Annotated in this window: 25 protein-coding genes and 2 pseudogenes; 14 read left to right on the plus strand and 13 right to left on the minus strand. The window is 63.1% G+C overall.

Annotated features, from left to right (window positions below):
* Positions 1–68 precede the first annotated feature (68 nt).
* On the minus strand, positions 69–899 hold the full coding sequence (locus WDO72_12155) for an AraC family transcriptional regulator (protein MEJ0086433.1): 831 nt from the start codon (positions 897–899) through the stop codon (positions 69–71).
* A gap of 101 nt (positions 900–1,000) precedes the next feature.
* Here WDO72_12155 and WDO72_12160 point away from each other — a divergent pair, with 101 nt between their 5' ends.
* From WDO72_12160 to WDO72_12175, 4 genes and pseudogenes are all read left to right on the plus strand, one after another.
* Entirely contained in the window at positions 1,001–1,429 is a 429-nt protein-coding gene (locus WDO72_12160) for an organic hydroperoxide resistance protein (protein MEJ0086434.1), read from the plus strand.
* A gap of 102 nt (positions 1,430–1,531) precedes the next feature.
* Positions 1,532–1,873 (plus strand): addiction module protein, encoded by a 342-nt coding sequence (locus WDO72_12165; protein MEJ0086435.1) that lies wholly within the window; start codon positions 1,532–1,534, stop codon positions 1,871–1,873.
* Positions 1,870–2,056, plus strand: a pseudogene (locus tag WDO72_12170) (hypothetical protein). Before WDO72_12165 ends, WDO72_12170 begins: the two are co-directional and overlap by 4 nt.
* A gap of 237 nt (positions 2,057–2,293) precedes the next feature.
* Positions 2,294–2,734: pseudogene (locus tag WDO72_12175) on the plus strand (YciI family protein).
* A 124-nt stretch (positions 2,735–2,858) separates the two neighbouring features.
* Here the strand turns inward: WDO72_12175 and WDO72_12180 are convergent.
* A complete protein-coding gene (locus WDO72_12180) occupies positions 2,859–5,192 on the minus strand; it encodes an NADP-dependent malic enzyme (GenBank protein MEJ0086436.1) in 2,334 nt (777 codons plus the stop codon).
* Positions 5,193–5,355: 163 nt separating this feature from the next.
* Between WDO72_12180 and WDO72_12185 the strand changes: the two genes are divergently transcribed.
* Both WDO72_12185 and WDO72_12190 read left to right on the plus strand, forming a co-directional pair.
* Positions 5,356–5,547 (plus strand): PLDc N-terminal domain-containing protein, encoded by a 192-nt coding sequence (locus WDO72_12185; GenBank protein MEJ0086437.1) that lies wholly within the window; start codon positions 5,356–5,358, stop codon positions 5,545–5,547.
* Positions 5,548–5,632: 85 nt separating this feature from the next.
* A complete protein-coding gene (locus WDO72_12190) occupies positions 5,633–6,403 on the plus strand; it encodes a ThuA domain-containing protein (protein ID MEJ0086438.1) in 771 nt (256 codons plus the stop codon).
* A gap of 75 nt (positions 6,404–6,478) precedes the next feature.
* On the opposite strand, the gene WDO72_12195 is transcribed toward WDO72_12190, so the two are convergent.
* Positions 6,479–6,823 (minus strand): zinc ribbon domain-containing protein YjdM, encoded by a 345-nt coding sequence (locus WDO72_12195; GenBank protein MEJ0086439.1) that lies wholly within the window; start codon positions 6,821–6,823, stop codon positions 6,479–6,481.
* A gap of 346 nt (positions 6,824–7,169) precedes the next feature.
* Here WDO72_12195 and WDO72_12200 point away from each other — a divergent pair, with 346 nt between their 5' ends.
* The gene (locus WDO72_12200) at positions 7,170–7,817 is read left to right on the plus strand and encodes an Sbal_3080 family lipoprotein (protein MEJ0086440.1); all 648 of its coding nucleotides are present in this window, start codon (positions 7,170–7,172) and stop codon (positions 7,815–7,817) included.
* A 176-nt stretch (positions 7,818–7,993) separates the two neighbouring features.
* Here WDO72_12200 and WDO72_12205 read toward each other — a convergent pair whose 3' ends face one another.
* Both WDO72_12205 and WDO72_12210 read right to left on the minus strand, forming a co-directional pair.
* A complete protein-coding gene (locus WDO72_12205; protein MEJ0086441.1) occupies positions 7,994–8,755 on the minus strand; it encodes a hypothetical protein in 762 nt (253 codons plus the stop codon).
* 12 nt (positions 8,756–8,767) lie between these two features.
* On the minus strand, positions 8,768–8,929 hold the full coding sequence (locus WDO72_12210; GenBank protein MEJ0086442.1) for a hypothetical protein: 162 nt from the start codon (positions 8,927–8,929) through the stop codon (positions 8,768–8,770).
* A gap of 81 nt (positions 8,930–9,010) precedes the next feature.
* Between WDO72_12210 and WDO72_12215 the strand changes: the two genes are divergently transcribed.
* Positions 9,011–9,370 (plus strand): hypothetical protein, encoded by a 360-nt coding sequence (locus WDO72_12215; protein ID MEJ0086443.1) that lies wholly within the window; start codon positions 9,011–9,013, stop codon positions 9,368–9,370.
* Positions 9,371–9,509: 139 nt separating this feature from the next.
* Complete coding sequence (locus WDO72_12220; GenBank protein ID MEJ0086444.1) at positions 9,510–10,562, plus strand: fatty acid desaturase; 1,053 nt, start codon at positions 9,510–9,512, stop codon at positions 10,560–10,562.
* A gap of 13 nt (positions 10,563–10,575) precedes the next feature.
* Here WDO72_12220 and WDO72_12225 read toward each other — a convergent pair whose 3' ends face one another.
* The 6 genes from WDO72_12225 to WDO72_12250 form a co-directional block, all read right to left on the minus strand.
* Entirely contained in the window at positions 10,576–11,112 is a 537-nt protein-coding gene (locus WDO72_12225) for a YaeQ family protein (GenBank protein ID MEJ0086445.1), read from the minus strand.
* Position 11,113: 1 nt separating this feature from the next.
* The gene (locus WDO72_12230) at positions 11,114–12,670 is read right to left on the minus strand and encodes an alpha-L-arabinofuranosidase C-terminal domain-containing protein (protein MEJ0086446.1); all 1,557 of its coding nucleotides are present in this window, start codon (positions 12,668–12,670) and stop codon (positions 11,114–11,116) included.
* 175 nt (positions 12,671–12,845) lie between these two features.
* Positions 12,846–13,439, minus strand: a complete 594-nt coding sequence (locus WDO72_12235) for a hypothetical protein (protein ID MEJ0086447.1) — start codon at positions 13,437–13,439, stop codon at positions 12,846–12,848.
* Positions 13,440–13,584: 145 nt separating this feature from the next.
* On the minus strand, positions 13,585–13,944 hold the full coding sequence (locus WDO72_12240; protein MEJ0086448.1) for a hypothetical protein: 360 nt from the start codon (positions 13,942–13,944) through the stop codon (positions 13,585–13,587).
* Between the two features lie 100 nt (positions 13,945–14,044).
* Positions 14,045–14,725, minus strand: coding sequence for a DUF3313 family protein (locus WDO72_12245; GenBank protein MEJ0086449.1), 681 nt, complete (start codon positions 14,723–14,725; stop codon positions 14,045–14,047).
* Between the two features lie 72 nt (positions 14,726–14,797).
* The gene (locus WDO72_12250; GenBank protein MEJ0086450.1) at positions 14,798–15,625 is read right to left on the minus strand and encodes an AraC family transcriptional regulator; all 828 of its coding nucleotides are present in this window, start codon (positions 15,623–15,625) and stop codon (positions 14,798–14,800) included.
* Positions 15,626–15,734: 109 nt separating this feature from the next.
* Between WDO72_12250 and WDO72_12255 the strand changes: the two genes are divergently transcribed.
* Entirely contained in the window at positions 15,735–16,160 is a 426-nt protein-coding gene (locus tag WDO72_12255) for an organic hydroperoxide resistance protein (protein ID MEJ0086451.1), read from the plus strand.
* Between the two features lie 196 nt (positions 16,161–16,356).
* Entirely contained in the window at positions 16,357–16,752 is a 396-nt protein-coding gene (locus WDO72_12260) for a DUF1801 domain-containing protein (protein MEJ0086452.1), read from the plus strand.
* 7 nt (positions 16,753–16,759) lie between these two features.
* Here the strand turns inward: WDO72_12260 and WDO72_12265 are convergent, their stop codons facing one another.
* Both WDO72_12265 and WDO72_12270 read right to left on the minus strand, forming a co-directional pair.
* Positions 16,760–17,725, minus strand: a complete 966-nt coding sequence (locus WDO72_12265) for a trypsin-like peptidase domain-containing protein (GenBank protein MEJ0086453.1) — start codon at positions 17,723–17,725, stop codon at positions 16,760–16,762.
* Positions 17,726–17,825: 100 nt separating this feature from the next.
* Positions 17,826–18,452: an FMN-dependent NADH-azoreductase gene (locus WDO72_12270; GenBank protein MEJ0086454.1), complete on the minus strand. Its 627-nt coding sequence runs from the start codon at positions 18,450–18,452 to the stop codon at positions 17,826–17,828.
* 99 nt (positions 18,453–18,551) lie between these two features.
* Between WDO72_12270 and WDO72_12275 the strand changes: the two genes are divergently transcribed.
* From WDO72_12275 to WDO72_12285, 3 genes are all read left to right on the plus strand, one after another.
* Entirely contained in the window at positions 18,552–19,442 is an 891-nt protein-coding gene (locus WDO72_12275; protein MEJ0086455.1) for a LysR family transcriptional regulator, read from the plus strand.
* A gap of 120 nt (positions 19,443–19,562) precedes the next feature.
* Positions 19,563–21,407: a DNA helicase RecQ gene (gene recQ, locus WDO72_12280; GenBank protein MEJ0086456.1), complete on the plus strand. Its 1,845-nt coding sequence runs from the start codon at positions 19,563–19,565 to the stop codon at positions 21,405–21,407.
* Positions 21,408–21,467: 60 nt separating this feature from the next.
* Positions 21,468–21,722 carry a hypothetical protein gene (locus WDO72_12285; GenBank protein ID MEJ0086457.1) on the plus strand — a complete coding sequence of 85 codons (255 nt, stop codon included), beginning with the start codon at positions 21,468–21,470 and terminating at the stop codon, positions 21,720–21,722.
* Positions 21,723–21,728 lie beyond the last annotated feature (6 nt).

Below are 21,728 nucleotides of genomic sequence, written 5' to 3' on the forward strand. Positions count from 1 at the left end.
GCTTATCAGCGAAGCAACAGCCCACGCGCGGAACGGATGAGCGTCTACGTCGGCAGGCGCATTCTCAACTAGCTCGAAGCTTTCTCGTGTCGCCACTGCCTCACCCCCTTCCCACCCACCGCCTTAAACGCCCGCGACAACGCCGCCTCACTCCCATACCCCCCATCCCCCGCAATCAACTTCAAACTCTTCCCCTCCAGCAACGCCTTCTGCGCCAACCGCACTCTCCACCTCTGTAGATAGCCCCCCGGCGTCACCCCCACTGCCTTCCTGAACCCGTTCGCAAACGCACTCCGCGACATCATCGCCTTCGCGGCCAGCGCCGGCAGGCTCCATTCCCGCTGCGGCTCCTCATGCATTGCCACGATCGCCTTCCGCAACTGCGGATGCGCCAACCCCGCCAGCATCCCCACCTGCGTCTGCCCTTGCTCCATGAGCTGCCGCAGCACCCGGATCAACACCACCTCGAACAACGCATCGAGCATCGCCTGTCGCCCGCAGTACTGCGCCTCGGCCTCGCGGAACAACAACTCGAGCACCGCCTCACAACCTTGCAGGCTCTCGAGCGGCAAACACACGAACGGCGGCAGCGCTGACGCAATCGGATTCGCATTCCCGCCTTCGAAGCTCAAGTTCGCGCACACGAAATCCGCGCCGCGTTCCGCATCGGTGATGAAGCGGTGCGCCATCGGCCGCGGATAGAGCAGTAGTGAGGGCTCGCGGACGTGGACGACACCCTTCCCGTGCCGCACCTCCGCCTCGCCCGCGCGGACGAGATGTAATTGGCTGTCGGTGCCGGTGCCGTCGAGCGGGTTGATGCCGCACAACGCGCCGGCCTGGAACGTGCGCGCGCTGACGGCGTGAACGAGTTGTCTTGGAGGCGGGCGGCTAGAAAATATACTCCGGATCAAGTTACCGGGACTGAAGGTAGTAATTCGTCCAGCTTTCAGCCGTAAAGTTCGCTCCAGACGAATACCCAACCCCTCACAGGAGACAAGACATGAACCCCGAGAAAATCCTCTACACCGCCAAATCCACCGTCACCGGTGGCCGCGACGGCCGCGCCATCTCATCCGACCAAGTGCTCAACGTCGCGCTCGCAACCCCGCGCGAACTGGGTGGTGCCGGCGGCGTCGGCACGAACCCGGAGCAGCTCTTCGCCTCCGGCTACTCGGCTTGCTTCCTGAGTGCGCTCAAGTTGGTCGCGGGCAAACAGAAGATCGCGCTGCCCGCGGATTCGTCGATCACGGGCACGGTGGGCATCGGCCCCAACTCGGCGGGCGGGTTTTCGCTCGCGGCGAAGCTCGAGATCTCCGTGCCGGGATTGCCGAAGGAGCAGGTGCAGAAGCTGGTCGAAGTGGCGCACCAAGTGTGCCCGTATTCGAATGCGACGCGGGGGAATGTAGATGTGCAGTTGGTGGTGGTTTGAGATCGCAGCCACTGACGTTCAGGTGTTCAAGGTCACAAATTGTGACCTTGAACGGAATGGAACTGGACGCCGGAGGCGCGCGCCTTCCGAAAGCATTTCCGCGTGAACACGGCATATATTCCGCTTGAGGAGACTGCGGTCCTTGTTCAGGCTGGATCCAGCTTCGGCTGTTTACTTGACACGAATACGCGAGGGGCTATCGTGCGGACCATGCCTGTAACTCCTGAAGAACTGGCGCAAAAGGCGATGGAACTGCCTGCAGAAGGCCGTGCCCAGTTGGCAGATCTCCTGGTTGAAAGTCTCGACGCCGCGCAGCTGAGCAGGATTGACCGCGTGTGGCTGGACGAGGCGAAGCGTCGGCGCGACGAGGTGAGATCGGGCAGCGTGTCCACCATTCCCGCAGCTGACGTCATGCGGCAGGTACGCGATACGCTCAAACGATGAAGCTGGAGTTTCACTCGAATGCGCTCGCAGAGTTGGCGAGCGCTGTCGAGTACTACGAAGCGCGTCAACCCGGCCTCGGAAATAGATTTATTGATGCGATACACCGTCGAACGCGAGTTCGTTTTAATTCTGGCGGTGGCCCATCTCGCGCGCGAGCCAGGATATTGGAAGTCACGCAGCTAGGGCCGGTGCCGCCTGCATTCTTCAGATGGAGCTTTTCGAAAAGCTCCCAGCGACTGCCATCGCACCCATGAGCGATTCTCGAAATGAATCAGCCGTTTGCGCGCTTGAAATCGCAATTTGCGATTTCAAGACGCGAGTCCTCCCGCGTATGGATAGGCCCGTGCTTCAAACGTCCTGTCGAAAAACCGCAGCTCCGTTCGACTACCCTGCGAACACTTCATTTCCCAGGAGCCCCCCGTGAAATTCCTCGTCTTCGTCAAAGCCACCCCCAACAGCGAAAAGGGCGTCTTCCCTCCGGACACAGACAAACTCTTCGCCGACATGGGCCGCTTCAACGAGAAACTCGTCAAGGCCGGCATCATGCAGGAAGCAGACGGTCTCAAACCCAGCAGCGCGGGCAAGCGCATCAAGTTCTCGGACAACAGCCCCGCGGTCGTCGTCGACGGCCCCTTCGCGGAAACCAAGGAGCTGGTGGCGGGCTACTGGATCTGGAACGTGAAGTCGCTGGACGAGGCAGTCGAGTGGGCGAGGCAATGTCCGAACCCCATGCCCGGCGAGGAAGGAGTGCTGGAGATTCGCCCGTGTTACTCGATGGAAGATCTCGCCGATCTCGTGCCGGAAGTGGAATTCGAACGCGAGGCACGTTTGCGCAAGCAGGTGGCACGCCAGCAGAAGGCGAAGTCGGCGGCCAAGCGCAAGTCGAAGGCCCCACCGGCCCGCAAGAAACCCGCCAAGCAAAAGCGCGGACGCGCAAAGGCGAAGTGACGCGGGCGACCCGCGCATCATCAACGCGCCTCTCATTTCACGCCGGCGTCACCGCCCCGCGATCCACCGCATTCGCCTCGGTCACCGTCAGCGCCGTCATGTTCACGATGCGCCGCACGGTGGTGGACGGTGTGAGGATATGCACCGGCGCCGCGGCGCCGAGCAAAATCGGCCCCACCGCCACATTGTTGCCGGCCGCGGTCTTGAGCAGGTTGTAGCAGATGTTCGCGGCATCGAGATTCGGCATCACGAGTAGATTGGCGGCGCCGGTGAGCGTGCTGTCGGGCAGGATCTGTCTGCGGATCGTCTCGTCCAGCGCGCAGTCGCCATGCATCTCGCCATCGACTTCGAGTGTGGGGTCCGCCGCGCGCAGCAGCGCCAGCGCTTCGCGCATCTTGAGCGCGGATTCGTCGCTGTGTGTGCCGAAGTTCGAGTGCGACAGCAAGGCTACCTTCGGCACGAGTCCGAAACGGCGGACTTCGGCAGCGGCGCGCAGCGTGATCTCGGCCAGCTGCGCGGCGGTGGGATTCAGATTGATGTGTGTATCGACGATGAACATCTGCCGGTTGGTCAGGATCAACGCGTTCATTGCCGCGTAGACCGTGGCGCCGGGCGCCTTGCCGATCACGCGGTCGATGTATTTCAGGTGCCGCGACGCGGTGCTGATGGTTCCGCAGATCATGCCGTCGGCCGCGCCCTTGCGCAGCAGCATGGCGGCGATGAGCGTGGTGCGCCGGCGCATTTCGAGCTTGGCGTACTGCGCGGTGACGCCGCGCCGGTTCATGAGCCCGTGATATTCCATCCAGAACTCACGATGCCGATCGTCCTGCTCCGGGTTGACGACGGTGCAGTCCTCGCCGAGCTGCAAGCGCACGCCAAACTTCTTGATCCGCGACTCGATCACGCGCGGCCGCCCGACCAGGACGGGATGCGCGATCTTCTCCTCGGCGATAATCTGCACGGCGCGCAACACGCGCTCGTCTTCACCCTCGGCGAACACGATGCGCGAGTGTTTGAGCTCGGCGCGTCGCGCGGAGGCGTACACGGGCTTCATGATGGTGCCGGACTGGTACACGAACTGCTGCAGCTGCTGCCGGTAGGCATCGAAGTCGGCGATCGGGCGCATGGCGACGCCGGAGTCCATCGCGGCCTTCGCGACGGCCGGCGCCACGTGCACGATGAGCCGCGGATCGAAGGGCTTGGGAATCAGGTAGTCAGGTCCGAACGTCAGATCCGCGATGCCGTAGGCGCTTGCCACGACGTCGCTGTGTCCCATGCGCGCGAGACTGGCGATCGCGTGCACGGCCGCCACTTCCATCGCGCGCGTGATGCTGGTCGCGCCCGCGTCCAGCGCACCGCGGAAGATGAACGGAAAACACAGGACGTTGTTCACCTGGTTCGGGTAGTCGCTGCGTCCGGTGGCCATGATGGCGTCGTCGCGCACCGCGCGCACTTCGGCGGGCAGGATCTCGGGCGTGGGATTCGCGAGCGCAAATATGAGCGGGCGTGGTGCCATCGCCTTGACCATCGGCGGCTTGAACACGCCACCGGCGGAAAGCCCCAGGAACATGTCGGCCCCCACGATGGCCTCGGCCAGCGTGCGTTGCGCAGTCGCCTGCGCGAAGCGCGCCTTGTCGGGATCCATGAGCTCGGTGCGCCCTTCATGGACGAGGCCCGCGAGATCCGCAAGCCAGATGTTTTCCTTCGGCAAACCCAGGTCCACGAGCAGATCCACGCAGGCCAGCGCCGCAGCGCCCGCGCCACTGACCACCAGTTTGACGTCGGCTAGCTTCTTGCCGACCACGGCCAGCCCATTGAGCGTCGCCGCGGCGACGATGATGGCGGTGCCATGCTGATCGTCGTGGAACACGGGGATCTTCATGCGCGCGCGTAATGCGCGCTCGATTTCGAAACACTCCGGCGCCTTTATGTCCTCGAGATTGATGCCGCCGAAAGTGGGTTCCAAGGCGGCGATGATCTCGACCAGCTTTGCTGGATCGCGTTCGTTGATCTCGATGTCGAACACGTCGATGTTGGCGAACTTCTTGAACAGCACGGCCTTGCCTTCCATCACGGGTTTGGCCGCGAGAGGACCGATGGCGCCGAGCCCGAGCACGGCCGTGCCATTGGTGATGACGCCGATCAGGTTGCCGCGCGTGGTGTAACGCAGCGCCGCGAGCGGATCGGCCGCGATTTCTTCGCAGGCGATCGCCACGCCGGGCGAGTAGGCCAACGCGAGATCGTGTTGATTGGTGAGTTTCTTGCTTGGTACGACCGAGAGTTTTCCGGGCGTCGGGAACTCATGGTAGGCCAGGGCTTCTTCGCGCAGGTTCTCGCGGCGCTTGGCCGGAGGGAGGTTGTCATCGGTCATTTCAGGCAATTTGATCACATACGCCGCCGGGACGAACAGGCACGGATACCCGGTGGAATGAAAACGCCCGATGGGGTTCCACCTCTATATCTTTCGTCCCAAAGGTGCAGAATGGCGCCCGGTCATTCAGCACTTCGACAAAAAAAGCGGAAGGAATCGAGCAATGTTCAACACTGGCTACAGCGGCCTCCTTGGCCTGCTGATCCTGATCGGCGACGTCTGGGCGATCATCAATATCCTCCAGAGCTCCGCATCCAACGAAAAGAAACTGCTCTGGACGGTCGTGGTGCTGCTGCTGCCGCTGCTGGGGCTGATCCTGTGGTATTTCCTGGGGCCTCGCGGCGGCAAGACGTAACGCGCCGCGGCAGTCGCCGCGCCCATTACATGCCGACGATGGCTCTGCCAGTTGATCAAATCTTTTGTCTGAGGGGTTCGACACGATGAAACACGGCCGCCTGCTCCTGCTTTCCCTGCTCGGTTTGTTAGCCACGACCGCCGCCCACGCGGAACAGTTCAGCGTGCTGCTGTTCTCGAAGACCGCCGGCTGGCACCACGAATCCATTCTCGAAGGTGTCAACGCGATCCGTGGTCTCGGGCAGTTGCACGACTTCAAGGTGTTCTGGACCGAAGACGCCGGGCTGGTGTTCAAAGACGCGGAGCTCAAGAAGTACAAGGCGGTGATCTTCCTGAGCACCACCGGCGACATCCTCAACGACGATCAGCAGGCCGCGTTCGAGCGCTACATCAAGGCGGGCGGCGGCTTCGTCGGGATCCACGCCGCGGCGGACACCGAATACGGCTGGCCTTGGTACACCAAGATGGTCGGGCACATGTTCCACATCCATCCGCTGGTGCAGACCGCGGCCATCAACGTCGAGGACGCGAACTTCCCGGGCATGGACCGCTTCCCGAAGCGGTTCCTGGCCACCGAGGAGTGGTACGAGTTCGACGCCTCGCGCTCGAACAAACTGCACTATCTACTCAGCGTGGACGAGAAGACGTACAAACCCTACGCGAACTGGGGCACGAAGGAAGGCAAGGGCATGGGCAACTTCCATCCGCTCGCGTGGTACCAGGAATATGACGGTGGCCGCGCGTTCTACACGGCGCTGGGGCACCTGCCCGCGACGTATGGCGATGCGAGCTTCATGCACCACATCTACGGTGGCATCTACTGGGCTGCGACGGGCAACGGGTTCACCGCCAACTGATCTACCGGCTTCGCCATCGCGCGGCGCGTTGTTCAAAAACGCGCCGCGCGCAGATCGCTTCCGCGAATAACGTCTCTACGCCTTCTTCACGAACTCCGACTTCAACCCCATCGCGCCGACGCCCTCGATGCGGCAGTCGATGTTGTGATCGCCGTCGTGCACGAGGCGAATGCCTTTGACCTTCGTTCCCACCTTCACCACGGACGAAGATCCTTTCACCTTCAGATCTTTGATCACGGTGACGTTGTCCCCGTCGGTGAGTGGCGTGCCGAAAGCATCGCGGATGACCGACGTCTCTTCGGTCGGTGCAACGATCGCGGACTCCTTCCACTCATGAGCGCACTCCGGACAGACGAGCAGGGCGCCATCGTCGTAGGTGAGGGTGGACGCGCATTTCGGGCAGGGCGGGAGACTGGACATGTCCCGATTCTGTCACAGTCTTATTCGCCTCCCGGCTCGAGGATGGAATTTCCGGAGTTTTCTGCGTCTTGTTGATCCAGGCAAGGCGTTCAGGACAGCAATTGCGGAAGCGTCATGAATCGTAACTCTGCTTGTGAAACGCGGCGAGTCCATGGGTGGTTTTGAGTACGCGGGCTCATCACAGCTACTCGCACTCAATCGCGATGCCGTCTAATTTAGTTAGACCTAAGGGATTGAGTGTGAAATACGTCAACGGCCGATTCCTCAACGCGATTTAGGCTTCTCCTTTCGAAACGCCAAGGTGACCGGGCCGGTCGAGCCTTGTCGTGACCAAAAGGAGACGTCAGTGCGGTTATCACATAATCAGCTGAATTTCGGCGTTTTAGTGCTGATCGGAAGCTTTGCTCTTGGAGGTTGCACCTCGGTGCGCGTTCAGCCGGTTAGCGCCGAGCACAAAATTACCCACGTCTGTATCAGCGACAACCCTCGCGTAATGGTCGGCGATTTTGTCGACGTCATGCGGGAGGGCTTCCAAAAGTACGGGATCACGAGCCAAGTGATTACTGGATCGATGGCGCCGGGATGTCCCTTTACCTCCGAATACACCGCCCGGCGTACTTGGGATCTTGCGATGTACATGACGGATGCGCAGATCGACATTCTCCGCGACGGCCGACAGATCGCGACCGCCAACTACCATCTCAAGGGCGGCGGCGGCTTCTCGCTCAATAAATGGGCCAATACGAGAACAAAGATCTTGCCGGTCATGGATCAAGTGCTCGCCCAGGTGGTCCGGCCGAGCGGCCCCTCGATCGCGACGGCGAATCCTGACGTGCCAGTGAGCCTGAATGAGAGTTCCGCCCGCGCGGCTGATCCTGCGCCAACGAGCGAACTCACTCGGAAACTGTCCGATCTCAAAGACGCGTTCGATGTGGGGTTGATAACCCGGGAAGAGTACGAATCGAAGCGTAAAGATCTGATCACCAATCTGTAGCGCAATGGCACGTAAAAAGCTCTCCAGCTTTGACGACGTGATCAAAGTCGCATCGACGATCCCTTGGTGGGCCAGTGTCGCACTCGCGCTCGTAGCCTTCGTGGGTCTGCATCAATTGGCGGATCAAAAGTCGGATCCACGTTCGGTGAAGAGCGTCGAGGACTTGAGTCAGCACATCAGTGCTGCGTACATTCAGACTCTTGCGGCATTTCTTCAGTACATCGTCCCTGCCGGACTGTTGTTAGGCGCATTTGTTGGATTCGCGAAGAAGATTGTGTCGGGTCGTGACCACGTTGGTCGTCGCACACGCTGCCACGCAGATCGATTCGCAGGCCGCCCGTTCCCGGCGCCACGCCTTCGATTGCCGGCTCCTTGAACCGCACATCCGACATCGCCCGCGCCTGGTTGACGCCGACCTGGCCTAACTTGTCGAGCAGCGTCATCGCGCAGACCTCGCGTGAAGGGCGATCCAGCGTCGAGCGCGGCGGCGCCACCGCCGGTGCGTTCGTCGCAACCGCACTCGCCACCCGGCCAGCCGGCGCGGGCGCAGTCACAGCCTTCCCGCCGCCCACGCGCACGAACGTACAAGGATCCGCCCCGATCCGCGTCGACGTGAGCTCCTGCACGCGATTGCGATCGACCACCTTGAAGACCAGCAACCGCATGAACGTCTTCGGCACCACGCCGACGATGCCCTCGTTCCCGCGGTAATCGACCTCCGTCATCATCTGCTCGCCGAAGCCTTCGTCGTTGCTCCACAACGCCTCGGCACGAAAATCCCAGATCCCGTCGCCGAACACCATCTCGCACGCCGGCCGCGAAATCATCGCGTTCAATTCCGCGAACGGGTTGGCGGCCGCGGTCTTCGTCTTGTCCAGTTTCCACTGGCCTAACAAGCCATTGCGTTGCGCCGGCAGCGGCGCTGTGGTCAGGAACATCGCGCGGTCCTCCTAGACCTGGCCGCTGAGTCGCTCCTGCAAGCGGTGCTGGTTGTCCATGAATGTGGCGAAGCTCTCGGCGGACTGCGCAGCCATTTCCGTCTGCCGCTGCTCTGCCTGCGCCGAGGCGGCAACGACAAACGCGGCAAGCGCGAAGACATTCGAGAGTTTCATGGGCGGTTCTTATGACGGCCCTTGAACGGTGCTGGCAATGAAGGACGTTCAAAGCCGCGAATCGTCAGGACCCGTGCGGCCATGCGCCCGATTCACGGGGCTGCCACACAACCATCAGATTGCGTTGGCACGCTGCCGTCCATCGAGCCGCTGCTGCAGGACGTCAACGTGGACACAGTGAATCATTCTGGCAACACCGGTCCTCGCGCCGAAGTCGTCAGCGGCGACGAGCGCGAGCGCCGCCTGGCGCTCGCGGAACAACGTTATGCCGCGGCCCGTGACGCCTACGACAAGGCACGCGCGGAATTGCGTGAGCTGGCCAGCCGTAGCGATGCAAAACCGCAACTCGTGGCCGCCGCGCGTGCGCGGCTCGATGCGGTGGTCGCGCGATGTACGCGGCTGCGCGCCCTGATCGACGAACTGGAAGATCGGCTGGGCTGATCGCGCGGCATTCAGCTGACATGGATCATCGGCGCTCGCCTAAGAGCGCCGCGCCGCTCTTCGCAACAAGGACAAAGACGACGCCACACTCAGACTTCTCGGACTGCGAAACGCCCGTTTCGGGAGCATCATGGCCGCCGTGACCATCCCACCACCTGCACCCGGCGCACTCGATCGCGACGAACGGAAACGCCTGCGTGCCGTGCTCGTGCACTTTCAGAAACCCTCGACGGCCCGCGCCTTGTGGCAGCTCTTCAACACCATCATTCCGTATGCGCTGCTCTGGGTGCTGATGTGGTTCGTGAAGGACATTTCGCTGTGGTTCGCGGTCCCGCTTGCCGTGCTGGCCGGCACGCTGCTGGTGCGTGTCTTCATCTTCTTCCACGACTGCGGCCACGGCTCGTTCTTCAAATCGCACTGGGCGAATGCCGTGTTCGGGTTCCTGTGCGGTGTCCTCACGTTCACGCCTTACTACCATTGGCGCTGGCAGCACGCGATTCACCATGGCACGTCGAGCCGCCTCGACAAACGCGGCGTCGGGGACATCTGGACGATGACGGTGCAGGAGTACCTGGAATCCACGCGCTGGAAGCGTTTTTCCTACCGCTTCGTGCGCAACCCGTTCGTGCTGTTCGTGATCGCGCCGCTGTACGTGTTCCTGTTCCGCCAGCGCTTCGCGGCTTCCGACGCGAGCCCGCGCGAACGTTACTCGGTGTGGCTCATGAATCTCGCGCTGTTGGTGGTCGCCGTGCTGATGAGCTGGGCATTCGGCTTCTGGACCTATCTACTCCTGCAGGGCGTGGCATGGATGGTGGCCGGCGCGTCGGGCATCTGGCTGTTCTACATCCAGCACCAGTTCGAAGACGCATACTGGGAACGCGACGAGTTGTGGGATTACACGGCCGCCGCGCTGCAGGGCAGCTCGTATTACAAGCTGCCCCGCTTGTTGCAATGGCTGTCGGGCAACATCGGGTTCCATCACATCCACCACCTGGCTTCGAACATCCCCAATTACAATCTGGAGCGCTGCCATCTCGCGGACCCGGTGTTCCAGCAGGTCACACCGATCACGCTGTTCGGCAGCCTGACATCCCTCAATTTCCGGCTGTGGGATGAAACGTCGAAGAAGCTGGTGAGCTTCCGCCGCATCCGGCACCTGCGGAAGAAGCCGCGCGACCCGCGCGGCGATTAGGGACGCGCCTGGCTCAACCCAGCGGTCGCGCGAGTACGGTCTGGGAGGTGACGTCCCCGGCGGTCAGATACATCTCTCCTTCCGAGCGCGCCAGCGAGAACTTCATGCGCCGTTCCAGGCGCGTGACGAGTTGCGCGAGCCACGCGCGATCGAACACGAATACTTCGAGTTTCTCGGCGCGGTGGATTTTCGCCGCGTCGAGTTTGGCAACCCACTGCGCCGGATCCTTGTGCGTGTACACCGCCACACGCGGCGCCGCCTTGCTGGCGCGATGCAGCCGATCGGGCTCCGGGAGGCCGATGTCGATCCAGGTCTTGAGCGCACCGGTCAGATCGCGTACGGAGATTGCCGGTTCATCGGGATCCGATAGCCCCTTCGAGAAGTTTATGCCCTCGGAGAACTCCAGGCAGTACGCAAGGACACGCGTCAGCAGATAGTCCGGCGTCTCGCTCGGATGCTGCGCCACGCGCAGGTTCAGCGACTCGTAGACGCCGCGATCGGAATCGGCGAGTTCGATGTCGAACGTGTAGATGGTTGCCCCGAGCGCCATGTTATTCCAGCGCCACCACGGTCACCGATGCGGGCGCCAGAGTCACGGCCGACAATTTCACGCTCACCGCTTTCGGTTTCACCGTTTCCTGCGCCTCGAACGTATTCACGCTGTTGAACCGCGGCGCGCTCAACGTCTCTCCGCGCACGCGCGTTGCCTTCACACCGGGAACCTGCACATCGATCGTGACCGCGCGATGCGGATCGAGGTTGGTGAGCGCCAACCATACCTTGCCATCCTTGCCCTTCGCCGCGATGGCATCCACGCGCGGCACTTCGATATCTCCATGTTCATACGTGCCGGCGTCTAACTGCACGGGCAGGAACACCGCGTCCTGGAATGGCACGTACATCTTGAAAACATGGTAGGTAGGCGTCAGGAGCATCTTTTCATCGCGCGTGAAGATCATCGCCTGCAGCACATTCACCATCTGCGCGATATTGGCGATGCGTACGCGATCCGCATGCCGCGCGAACGCGTTGATGTTGAGCGCCGCGATGACGGCATCGCGCTGGCTGTTCTGCTGCTCGAGAAACCCTTCTTGTGTCCCTGGCGTCTTTTCCAGCCACACGCCCCACTCGTCGACGGACAGCAACACTTTCTTCCCGGGGTCGTATCTATCCATGATGTCGCCGTGGATTTTCAGCAGGTCGTACATGCGCCGCGTTTCCTTGAGCAGCGTGGCGTAGTCGTCCTCGTCGAAATCCACGGACTTGAACGCCGGCGGAAATTTCACGACGGTATAGAAATGCAGCGAGATGCCCTCGATGTCCCAGGCCCAGGTCTTGTTCTTCCACGCGGCCATCACGGCCTGGGTGTATTCGGTGTGCCCGCTGTCGGGTCCGACGGCGATCCGCCGCATGGGTTGTTTGCCGTTGTAGTTGCGCGCGTAGCGGGCGTACACCTTGAGCTGGTCGGTGTAGTACTCGGGCGTCATCGAGCCGCCGCAACCCCAGGTCTCGTTGCCGAGGCCGAGAATCGGTACACGATACGGTTCGGGGTGTCCATTGGCGGCGCGCTGCTGCTGCAGCGCCGTGGGCTGGGGTGTCGTCAGGTACTCGAGCCAGTCCGCGGCTTCGGCGGCGGTACCGGATCCGACATTGATGGATAGATAGGCGTCGGCGCCGATCTGCTCGAGGAAATCGAAATACTCGTGTGTGCCGAAAGTGTTCGGCTCGATTACACCGCCCCAGTTGGGATTGAGCGTGGCGGGGCGTTTATCGCGCGGCCCGATGCCATTTTTCCAGTGGTACTCATCGGCGAAGCAGCCGCCCGGCCAGCGCACGTTCGGCACTTTGATGGCCTTGAGCGCCGCGACCACGTCGTTGCGGATGCCGCGCGTATTGGGGATCTTCGAATCCGGCCCGACCCAGATACCCTCATAGATGCCGCGGCCGAGATGCTCGGCGAACTGGCCGAAGATGTTGCGGTCGATCGTGGCGCCGGGTTTCGCGGCATCGACGGTGATGCGGATGGTGTCGGCGGCTGGCGCTGCGGCCGGAAGGCCTCCGGCGGTCAAGACAGCAGCCACGCACAAGGCGGCGCGCAAGTGATTCATCGAGAGCCCCCTTCGAAAAGCTGCGCGGAAATTATCACACCGAAGGGGATGAGGAGGGATGTACCCGAGAATCGTGCATGCCCGGCGTTTGATGGCGGGAGTCCGGAGTCTTCTCCAGCTCCAAAAAAAAGCCCGGCCAGGTCCTGCGACCCGGCCGGGCTTTCCCGGATGCTAGTTAGAGTGATGCGACGGTTGAACCGATCCCGAGTTGATCCTTGAGCTTCTCGGCCTTCATCTGCACGGCACGGCCCTTGTCCGTGGCCGCGAACGTATCGCCCGAGGACGCGGCGGAGGTGGCTTCAGCCCACGTCGCCTTCATGCCCTTGAGCTCTTCCTTCGCCGACGCGAGCGTCTCCTTGCTGATCTCCTTCGGCAACGCGCCACCGGAGAGCGCTGCGACGCGCGATTCGAGTTCCTGCACCGTTTTCGGAACCTCGGTATTCAGCTCTTCCCATTCGTTATGCGCCGCGGCGCTCAACGTCTTCATCGAATTCGTCGCCTCATACGCCGCGGCGTATTCGGTATTGATCTGCGGAACATCCTTGATCACCGCCGAGTACTTCTCCGCGGCGAGATTCGCCTTCATGCGGGCGAGCGTGGCGTCCACCGCGGCCAGCTCCTTCGGCGCGAATTGGGTTGCCTCGGGGCGCAGTGTTTCCACCGATTCGGTGGCTTGTGCGACGGCCTTGTTGGCGGGTTCTTCGCTGCCGCAGCCCATCATCAGGATAGTGGCCGCCGCGAGCGGCAGGAATGCACTGGATATACGCATGATCAGCTCCTCACTTGTTAGGGCCCACCATAACGAGGCCTCACAAGAATCCGTGTAAGACAAACACCCGCGTTCCGGCGAGCCGCGTCCGAATGGACCCGAGGACCGTCGCGCGCCAGCGACGTCATCCGTCCTGCACGCGCTGTTATTTGCTGTCGAGCCCCAGCCGTTCGCGGACTGCCGCGTCTATCTCTTCATCGGTGACGCCGAGCTGCGCTTCTTCCGCCTGGTCGAGTCCGCCGCCGAGACCTGCTTCTTCCGCTGCAACGATTCCATCGGCTCCGATGTCCGATTCGAGATCCAGCTCGGCATCGTTCTCCACGCTGGCGCGTTCGCCGGTGCCGTTGCGATCGGATGTGTTATCCAACCCGCCAACGCCCACCATGTCGGCGCCGGTGTCGGAACTGTCGCTCGGGCCCAGCGAGCGGATGTCGTGGCCCTTGGGAAATTCATTGCCCGATTCATCGAGCAGCGAATCGAGATCGATGGGATTTGGCTTCGGCATGATGCACCTCTTGCCGCCAGCCTGCGGGCCGCGCGGGCGCGCCGTGATCAGCGGGCGCCGTGCAACCGTGTAGGAACGCCCGAGACGCGTGGATTCAGCTTCATTGATTGGGCGAGCGGGCCCCGGCGCGCACCTTCGCCACATCCAGCGCGCTGCGAAGCGCCTCCGCCCATTTCGCGAACATCTTCTGCGCGTTGTGATACGCGCTGATGCGATCCGCGCGCTCGAGGATCTGCGTCTCGGAATCCTCTTCATAGTCCTTCGCGCGCGCGATCAATGCGCCGCTCGGCCCGTCGAACCCCAGCACGCGCAATGTCATCTCGCCATCGGTATACGCGAGCGTCTTCTTGTCACCCAGCGGTTCGGGGCCCGCGAAGTCGGCCTTTTCGATACTGGCGCGCAAGCGGATCACATCCTTGTCCGGCGACTCGGCGATCGTGTAGCCGCCGTGCGCCAGCTCGGCGACCAGCTTCTCGCGCAGCAGCCGCGCGAGTTCACCGCGAAACGCTTCGAATTCACGGTCGCTCAGATCCGGATGTTGTTTGCGCCAGTCCTTTTTGAACGTGATCTCGATGGGGTCGAGCATCACGCGCTGGTAGTTCGCGAGCGACACGCCCGGGGCGACATACAGCTCGTCGAACAGCGAGACGTCGACGCGCTGCAGACCGTCGTCCGAAACTTCCGCCGCCGCCGGCGGAGCGGAGGCGCAGCCGGCCAGCATCGCGGACGCGCCCAGGACGATGGCCGCAAGTTTGAATGGGTGTCCCACTTTTCGCTTCATAGTGCCCTCGACATTGATGGCAAACCTACGCTTAACAAGGGCGGCGTGCCAAGCCCGCGAGCGCGGGCGGGCTCACGCGGATGCTTCCTTCCGCCACTCCCGCGGGCTGCGGCCGCTCTGCGCCTTGAACGCGCGCGACAATGCGGCCTCGCTGCCGTACCCGACATCCTGCGCGATCAGCTTGAGCGACTTGCCCGCCAGCAAGGCCTTCTGCGCCAGGCCCACGCGCCAGCGTTGTAGATAGGCACCGGGCGTCGCACCGACGGTGTCGCGGAAGCTGTTGGCGAACACGCTGCGCGACATGCCGCACACGGCCGCGAGGTCTTCCAGGCACCATTCCTTGTGCGGCTCATCGTGCATCGAGGTGAGTGCGTGGCGCAGTTGCGGATGCGCCATTCCGCCGAGCATGCCCACTTGCGTCTTTTTCTGCTCCATGAGCTGGCGCAACACCTGGATCAACACGACTTCGAACAGCCGGTCGAGCATCGCCTGCCGGCCGCAGTACTGCTCATGCGCTTCGATGAACAACAGGTTCAGCACGGCCTCACAACCGTGCAGTTGATCGAGCGGCAAACAAACAAAGGGCGGCAGCGCGGCGGCGATGGGGTTCGCGCTGCCGCCTTCGAAGCTCAGGTTTGCGCAGACGAAATCTGCGCCGCGTTCGGAATCGGAGATGAAGCGGTGCGCCATCGGCCGCGGATACAACAGCAGACTCGGTTGTTCGATACGTGCTGCGACGCTTCTGTCATGCCGCACTTCCACCTTGCCGGCGCGGACCAGGTGCAGTTGTCCGTACGGGCCTGTGCCATCCAGCGAAGTGATGCCGCACAACGCGCCGGCGTGAAACGTGCGGGCGCTGACAGCGAAATGGGCGAGCAGGGCCTGGAGTCGATCTGCCATGGGAAATACTCTCGATCAAGTAACCAATACGTAAGGTAGCCAATCGTATCGATTCCGCGGGCAAAGTGCACTCCACCAAACGTATTAACCCAACCGCAAGGAGTCGACCATGTCCCCCGAAAAGATCCTCTACACCGCCCAGGCGAAGGCAACCGGTGGCCGCGACGGCCGCGCCGTTTCATCCGACCAGGTGCTCGACGTTTCCCTCGCCACGCCGCGCGAACTCGGCGGCGCCGGTGGCGCGGGCACGAATCCCGAGCAGCTGTTCGCTGCCGGCTACTCGGCCTGCTTCCTGGGCGCGCTCAAATTCGTCGCCGGCAAATCGAAGATCGCGCTGCCCGCGGAATCGAACATCACCGGTTCGGTCGGCATCGGTCCGATCGCCACCGGCTTCGCACTGAAAGTGCAGCTCGAGATCTCCGTGCCCGGCCTGCCGAGGGAGCAGGTGCAGGAGCTGGTCGAGAAGGCGCACCAGGTCTGCCCGTACTCGAACGCCACGCGCGGAAACATCGAAGTCACGCTCGTCGTGCTCTGAAACACGGCAGCGGTGGCGCGCAGCGGTGCCGGGGTGCAATTCTCGTAATTGAGTAGCCGTTCGTGCGCGCGCCAGCGCCGGCGCAATTACGAGAATTGCACCCCGGCACCACTCCCCTTCCCGGCACCTCCGATGTCGATCCTGCGACTGGCCGTTCGACCATCAGCTACAGTCCACCCATAAAGAGGAAGAACCCATGGCTGACGATCCCGTCGCTGCGTACGCCAAGTCCCTGAGCCCGAAGCAATCGGCCATTTGCGCGAGCCTGCGAAAATCCATCGACGCGCGGCTGCCGAAGGCTACGTCGAAGATCTGGCACGCGATCCCGGTCTGGTTCATCGGCGACAACCCGGTGGTGGGTTACACGAAGAAGCCGAAGGGCGTGGCGTTGATGTTCTGGAATGGCCAATCTTTCGATGAGCCGACGCTCGAGGCCGTGGGCAGCTTCAAGGCCGCGCACATTGTTTATTCGGATGCGTCGCAGATCAGTTCGAAGGACATGACGCGTTGGCTCAAGAAGGCGGCGGCGGATGTCTGGGATCTCGCGGGGCTGCGAAAGAAAACGGTGGCGAAGAAAAAGAAAGCAGCGTGAAGCGCTGCTACGGCCGTTCGATGGCTGTGATCCGCAGTGTCACCTTGCGCGTGTGACGCAACAACACGAGCTCGATCGGCCTGCCAATACGCTGCGCGTTCAAAGTCTGCTGCAGCTTGTCGATGCCGGTGATGGTTTCGCCATCGAGCCCCACGATCAGATCGCCCGCTTCGATTCCAGCCGCCGCCGCGGGGCTGCGTGGCTCGATGCTGCGCACACGTACGCCCGACGCATTCCCGATCTCATGATGCCGCGCGATGCGCCGCGCCAGCGTCGCGTTCATGCCGGCGACACCGAGCCAGCCGCGCCGCACGCGCCCATGGGCTAACAACTGTTGCAGCACCCATTGCGCACTGTCGCTCGCGGTAGCGAAGCAGATACCCTGCGCGCCAGGGATGATGGCCGTATTCACGCCGATCACTTCGCCGCGCGCATTGATGAGCGGCCCGCCGGAATTGCCGGGGTTCAGCGCGGCATCCGTCTGGATCACGTCGTCTATCAACCTTCCCGTGCTCGCGCGCAAGGATCGGCCGAGGGCACTCACCACGCCCGCGGTGACCGTATGTTCGAACCCAAGCGGATTGCCGATCGCGATGGCGATCTGGCCCATGCGCAGCTTCGCGGACTGTCCGAACTTCACGTGTGGCGCACCGCGCGTGCTGACGCGCACGACCGCCAGGTCGGAGTCGGGATCGTCACCCACGATATCGGCGGCGAAGCGCTCGCCATCCTGGGTGGAAACCCTGATCTCGCGCGCGCCGTGTACCACGTGGCTGTTGGTCAGCAACAAGCCATCGGGCGTGAAGAAGAAGCCGGAACCCGTGCCGCGACGTTGTTTGCCGTCGCGCGCGGCATTCACTTCTATATGGACGACGGCGGGCGCGACGGCGTCGGTCGCCGTGGTCACGGCTTGCGAATAGGCGTCGAGCAGATCGCCATCGTCGGCGGGAATCGGGGAAGGGGGAGAATCCACTCTCGCATCGTCAGGGCAGCGCCGCGGGATTCAAGCGGTGGCATGCCCCCGGGAAAGCACGGCAACGGGGACGCGCCTCGACGTCCCCGTTTGCAATGGCCTATGCCGCCTGTCTCGCCGGCGCGCCGGCAATCTCGCCGATCCGTGCTTTCGCGCTCTTCAACGCCGCTTCACGCGCGTCCGGGCCGTAGCCGAGTTTCTCGGCGTGCACGAACGTCACATCGGTGATGCCGATGAAGCCCAGCAGATGCCGCAGATACGGTTCCTGGAAATCCGCCGCCGCCGCGGGACCTTCGCTATACAAGCCGCCACGCGCTTCCACGACGATCACGCGTTTGCCACCTAACAAACCCTTCGGGCCCGCTTCGGAGTAGCTGAATGTCTCGCCGGCGCGCAGTACGTAGTCGAACCACGCACGCAGCAGCGTCGAGGTGCTGAAGTTGTACATCGGCGCACCGATCACGATGGTGTCCGCCGCACGCAGCTCCGCGATCAGCTGGTCCGAAAGTTTGCGTGCTTCGATCTCCACAGGCGTCTTCGCGACACCGCGCACACCCGCCAGGGTCGCGCTGGTGAGATTCGGCACCGGCGACGCGTCGAGATCGCGATGCGTCACCTGCGCGCCCGGCTGCGCGGCCAGCAGTTTCGAAACGGCATCCGCGACCAGCACGCGCGACACGGAATCCGTGCCGGCGGCGCTGCTGTTGATGACCAGTAGGTTTGTCATGACTTGCTCCTTTTCTCTTTGAAGCGCAGTCTGGCGTCCCGCGGAACGGCACACTAGCCGCTAAAACCGCGTATCTGTGTTGCATGAAGTGGAACGCCAATGCCAAATCTCGAGGATTTAGAGACTTTTGTAGCTGTCGCCGACACCGGCGGTGTGTCACCCGCCGCGCGGCGGCTGGGCCTGCCGAAGTCGATCGTGAGCCGCCGGCTGGGCCGGCTCGAGCACGAGCTCGGCGCCCAACTGCTCACGCGCAACACCCGCGGCGCCGCGCTCACCGAAGCCGGCGCCACCTTCCGCGAACATGCGGCGCGCGCGGTCGCGGAGATCGACGCGGCGCGCGAAAGCGTTTCGCCGAACGGTGAGTTGCGCGGCCTGCTGCGCATCGCGGTGCCCATGTCGCTGGGCGTCGCGCAACTCGCGCCGATGCTCGCGCAGTTCGCCGCGCGTCATCCGCTGCTGCAATTGCACGTGGCGTACGGCGACCGCCTCGTCGATCTGATCAGCGAAGGCTTCGACCTGGCGATCCGCGTGGGCTATCTACAGGATTCCGTGCTGGTCGCGCGACGCGTGGGTGACGTGGGCGGAGCGCTGGTCGCGAGCCCCGACTACATCAAGGCACATGGCGCGCCCAAGTCGCTCGAAGAACTGCAGAGCCATCCGGCGCTCATGCAGGGCACCGAGTCCTGGCGCTTCCGCGATGGCGACAAGATCGTGGTCGTCCATCCGCAGGGCAGATTCAAATCCGACAACGGGCTGGCGCTGGTGCAGGCCGCGCTGGCGGGTCTCGGCGTGATCGCGCTGCCGGAATTCCTCGCGAACGAACATCTCGCCACCGGCAGACTGGTGCGGCTGTTGCCCGAGTATCCGATTCCGGCGGCGGGGCTGTTCATCGTGCGCCCGCCCGGCGATCACCCGCCGCGCAAAGTGCGCGTGCTGACGGATTTCCTGCTCGAGAGGTTCATCCCGATGTGCCCGGCGAGCCCTCGCTGAGGCGAGTCCCCGCTTGCCGCGGCCGAGGATCCCGCAGTCTGTCTTTATTTCCATTCGCGTTGATTAAAGGCTTGCGCCGCCGCCAAAACTCTCAACAATCGCGGCCTTATGGACGAAGTCATGAGCCGCGCGAGCCAGGTGTTGCACGAAGTCTGGGGTTACCCGGCGTTTCGCGGGCCGCAGGCGGAAATCATCGGTCACGTGGCTGGCGGTGGCGATGCGCTGGTGTTGATGCCCACCGGCGGCGGCAAGTCGCTGTGTTACCAGGTGCCGGCGCTCGTGCGCGACGGTATCGGCGTCGTGGTCTCGCCCCTCATCGCGCTCATGCAGGACCAGGTCGCGGCGCTGCGTGAAGCGGGCGTGCGCGCGGAATTCCTCAACTCATCGTTGTCGTGGTCCGAGCAGCAGCGCGTGGAAAAGGCCGTGCGAGCCGGCGCAATCGACATCCTGTACGTCGCGCCCGAACGGCTCGTGACGGATGGCTGTCTGCAATTGCTGGATGCGGCGACTATCTCCCTGTTCGCCATCGACGAAGCGCACTGCGTCTCGCAGTGGGGCCACGATTTCCGCCCGGAGTACATGCGGCTGTCGGTGCTGGCCGAGCGTTACCCAGGCATCCCGCGCGTCGCGCTGACGGCGACCGCGGACGCCGCCACGCGCAAGGAGATCGTCGCGCGCCTCGGGCTTGCGGATGCGCGCGTCTTCATCTCGAGTTTCGACCGCCCGAACATCCGCTACCGCATTGCCGAGCGCGACAATGCGCGCAAGCAGCTGCTGCAGTTCATCCGCGAAGAACACGCGGGCCACTCGGGCATCGTGTACTGCTTCACGCGCAAATCCGTGGACGAGACCGCCGCGTTCCTGGTGGATTCGGGTATCAACGCCTTGCCGTACCACGCGGACAAACAACACGAGACGCGCGGCGAACATCTCGGCCGCTTCATTCGCGAGGACGGCATCGTGATGGTGGCGACCATCGCCTTCGGTATGGGCATCGACAAACCCGACGTGCGCTTCGTCGCGCATCTCGACATGCCGAAGAGCATCGAGGCGTATTACCAGGAGACGGGCCGCGCCGGCCGCGACGGTCTGCCGGCCAATGCGTGGATGGTGTACGGCCTCGCGGATGTCGTGCAGCAGCGCCGGCTCATCGACCAGTCACCGTCGGGCGAGGAGCACAAACGCGTGTCGGGCGCGAAGCTGGACGCGTTGCTGGGCCTGTGCGAAACCGTGGACTGCCGCCGTGTGCGTCTGCTCGACTACTTCGGCGAGGCGAGCCAGCCCTGCGGCAACTGCGACAACTGCCTCGTGCCGCCGGAAGAATGGGACGCGACCGAGGCGGCGCGAAAACTCATGTCCTGCATCTACCGCTGCGAGCAGGCGAGTGGTTTCGGATTCGGCGCGATGCAGATCATCGATGTGATCACGGGTCAGCGCACGCCGAAGGTGGAGCAATACGGTCACGACCGGGTGAGCACCTTCGGCATCGGCAAAGACCTTTCCGCCCTGCAGTGGCGCGCCGTCATTCGCCAGCTCGTCGCGCTGCGGCTGCTGCGAGTGGACTACGACCGTTTCAACATCCTGCAACTGACACCGGCGGCTCGGGAGGTTCTGAGCGGCCGGCGCGTGCTGAAGCTTCGCAAACCGTCGGAAAAGCAGGCGAAGCAACGCAAGGGGAAGCGGGCGGAACTATCCACCCGGCCGGCGCGCGAAACATTCGCGGGCGGCTCTAGCAACGAGATCGTGTTCCAGGCGCTGCGCGAATGGCGCAAGGGCGTGGCGAAGGAGCACGGGGTGCCGGCGTACACCGTGTTCCATGACGCCACGCTGGCGGAGATCGCGCGGGTGTTGCCCGGCTCGCTGGATTCGTTGCGAGGAATATCGGGCATCGGCGCGACCAAGCTCGAACGCTACGGTGCGCCTTTGCTCGTGATCGTGCGCGAAAGCGCCGTCGACACGAATTGACGCGATCATTCCTTACTATTCGCCGATATTCATCTTTCAATCCGCGCGGGAATTTAATCGGTGCCCTCGGCCGATATCTTCCAGGCTGTGCTCAAGGCCTTTTCCATCGACGTCGCCGGCTTTCTCGAAGGTGTCGACCAGAAGATCGTCCACGGCGATCTGCGGCAGATTCCGGACGTCGCCAACCTTCTCAATGCCAATGCCTTGCGCAAGATCCACGATATCAAGCGCTGGCTGATGCTGTTCGGGACCTTGTTCACTTTCGCGGGCATCGCCGGTTTCTTCGTGGAATACCGGCTGCGCAACGTGAGGTGACGCGGG

The sequence above is a fragment of the Pseudomonadota bacterium genome (genome assembly GCA_037200975.1).
Lineage (GTDB): Bacteria > Pseudomonadota > Gammaproteobacteria > Steroidobacterales > Steroidobacteraceae > CADEED01.

What these genes read in the sequence shown, in the direction of transcription:
- WDO72_12160 (MEJ0086434.1), top strand. Translation starts at nt 1,001, where the DNA reads ATGAACCCCGAGAAAATCCTCTACACCGCCAAATCCACCGTCACCGGT.
- WDO72_12210 (MEJ0086442.1), bottom strand. Translation starts at nt 8,929, where the DNA reads ATGAAACTCTCGAATGTCTTCGCGCTTGCCGCGTTTGTCGTTGCCGCC.
- WDO72_12235 (MEJ0086447.1), bottom strand. Translation starts at nt 13,439, where the DNA reads ATGCGTATATCCAGTGCATTCCTGCCGCTCGCGGCGGCCACTATCCTG.
- WDO72_12275 (MEJ0086455.1), top strand. Translation starts at nt 18,552, where the DNA reads ATGCCAAATCTCGAGGATTTAGAGACTTTTGTAGCTGTCGCCGACACC.
- WDO72_12190 (MEJ0086438.1), top strand. Translation starts at nt 5,633, where the DNA reads ATGAAACACGGCCGCCTGCTCCTGCTTTCCCTGCTCGGTTTGTTAGCC.
- WDO72_12195 (MEJ0086439.1), bottom strand. Translation starts at nt 6,823, where the DNA reads ATGTCCAGTCTCCCGCCCTGCCCGAAATGCGCGTCCACCCTCACCTAC.
- WDO72_12255 (MEJ0086451.1), top strand. Translation starts at nt 15,735, where the DNA reads ATGTCCCCCGAAAAGATCCTCTACACCGCCCAGGCGAAGGCAACCGGT.
- WDO72_12245 (MEJ0086449.1), bottom strand. Translation starts at nt 14,725, where the DNA reads ATGAAGCGAAAAGTGGGACACCCATTCAAACTTGCGGCCATCGTCCTG.
- WDO72_12240 (MEJ0086448.1), bottom strand. Translation starts at nt 13,944, where the DNA reads ATGCCGAAGCCAAATCCCATCGATCTCGATTCGCTGCTCGATGAATCG.
- WDO72_12225 (MEJ0086445.1), bottom strand. Translation starts at nt 11,112, where the DNA reads ATGGCGCTCGGGGCAACCATCTACACGTTCGACATCGAACTCGCCGAT.
- WDO72_12215 (MEJ0086443.1), top strand. Translation starts at nt 9,011, where the DNA reads ATGCGCCCGATTCACGGGGCTGCCACACAACCATCAGATTGCGTTGGC.
- WDO72_12180 (MEJ0086436.1), bottom strand. Translation starts at nt 5,192, where the DNA reads ATGACCGATGACAACCTCCCTCCGGCCAAGCGCCGCGAGAACCTGCGC.
- WDO72_12230 (MEJ0086446.1), bottom strand. Translation starts at nt 12,670, where the DNA reads ATGAATCACTTGCGCGCCGCCTTGTGCGTGGCTGCTGTCTTGACCGCC.
- WDO72_12205 (MEJ0086441.1), bottom strand. Translation starts at nt 8,755, where the DNA reads ATGTTCCTGACCACAGCGCCGCTGCCGGCGCAACGCAATGGCTTGTTA.
- recQ (MEJ0086456.1), top strand. Translation starts at nt 19,563, where the DNA reads ATGAGCCGCGCGAGCCAGGTGTTGCACGAAGTCTGGGGTTACCCGGCG.
- WDO72_12270 (MEJ0086454.1), bottom strand. Translation starts at nt 18,452, where the DNA reads ATGACAAACCTACTGGTCATCAACAGCAGCGCCGCCGGCACGGATTCC.
- WDO72_12260 (MEJ0086452.1), top strand. Translation starts at nt 16,357, where the DNA reads ATGGCTGACGATCCCGTCGCTGCGTACGCCAAGTCCCTGAGCCCGAAG.
- WDO72_12250 (MEJ0086450.1), bottom strand. Translation starts at nt 15,625, where the DNA reads ATGGCAGATCGACTCCAGGCCCTGCTCGCCCATTTCGCTGTCAGCGCC.
- WDO72_12185 (MEJ0086437.1), top strand. Translation starts at nt 5,356, where the DNA reads ATGTTCAACACTGGCTACAGCGGCCTCCTTGGCCTGCTGATCCTGATC.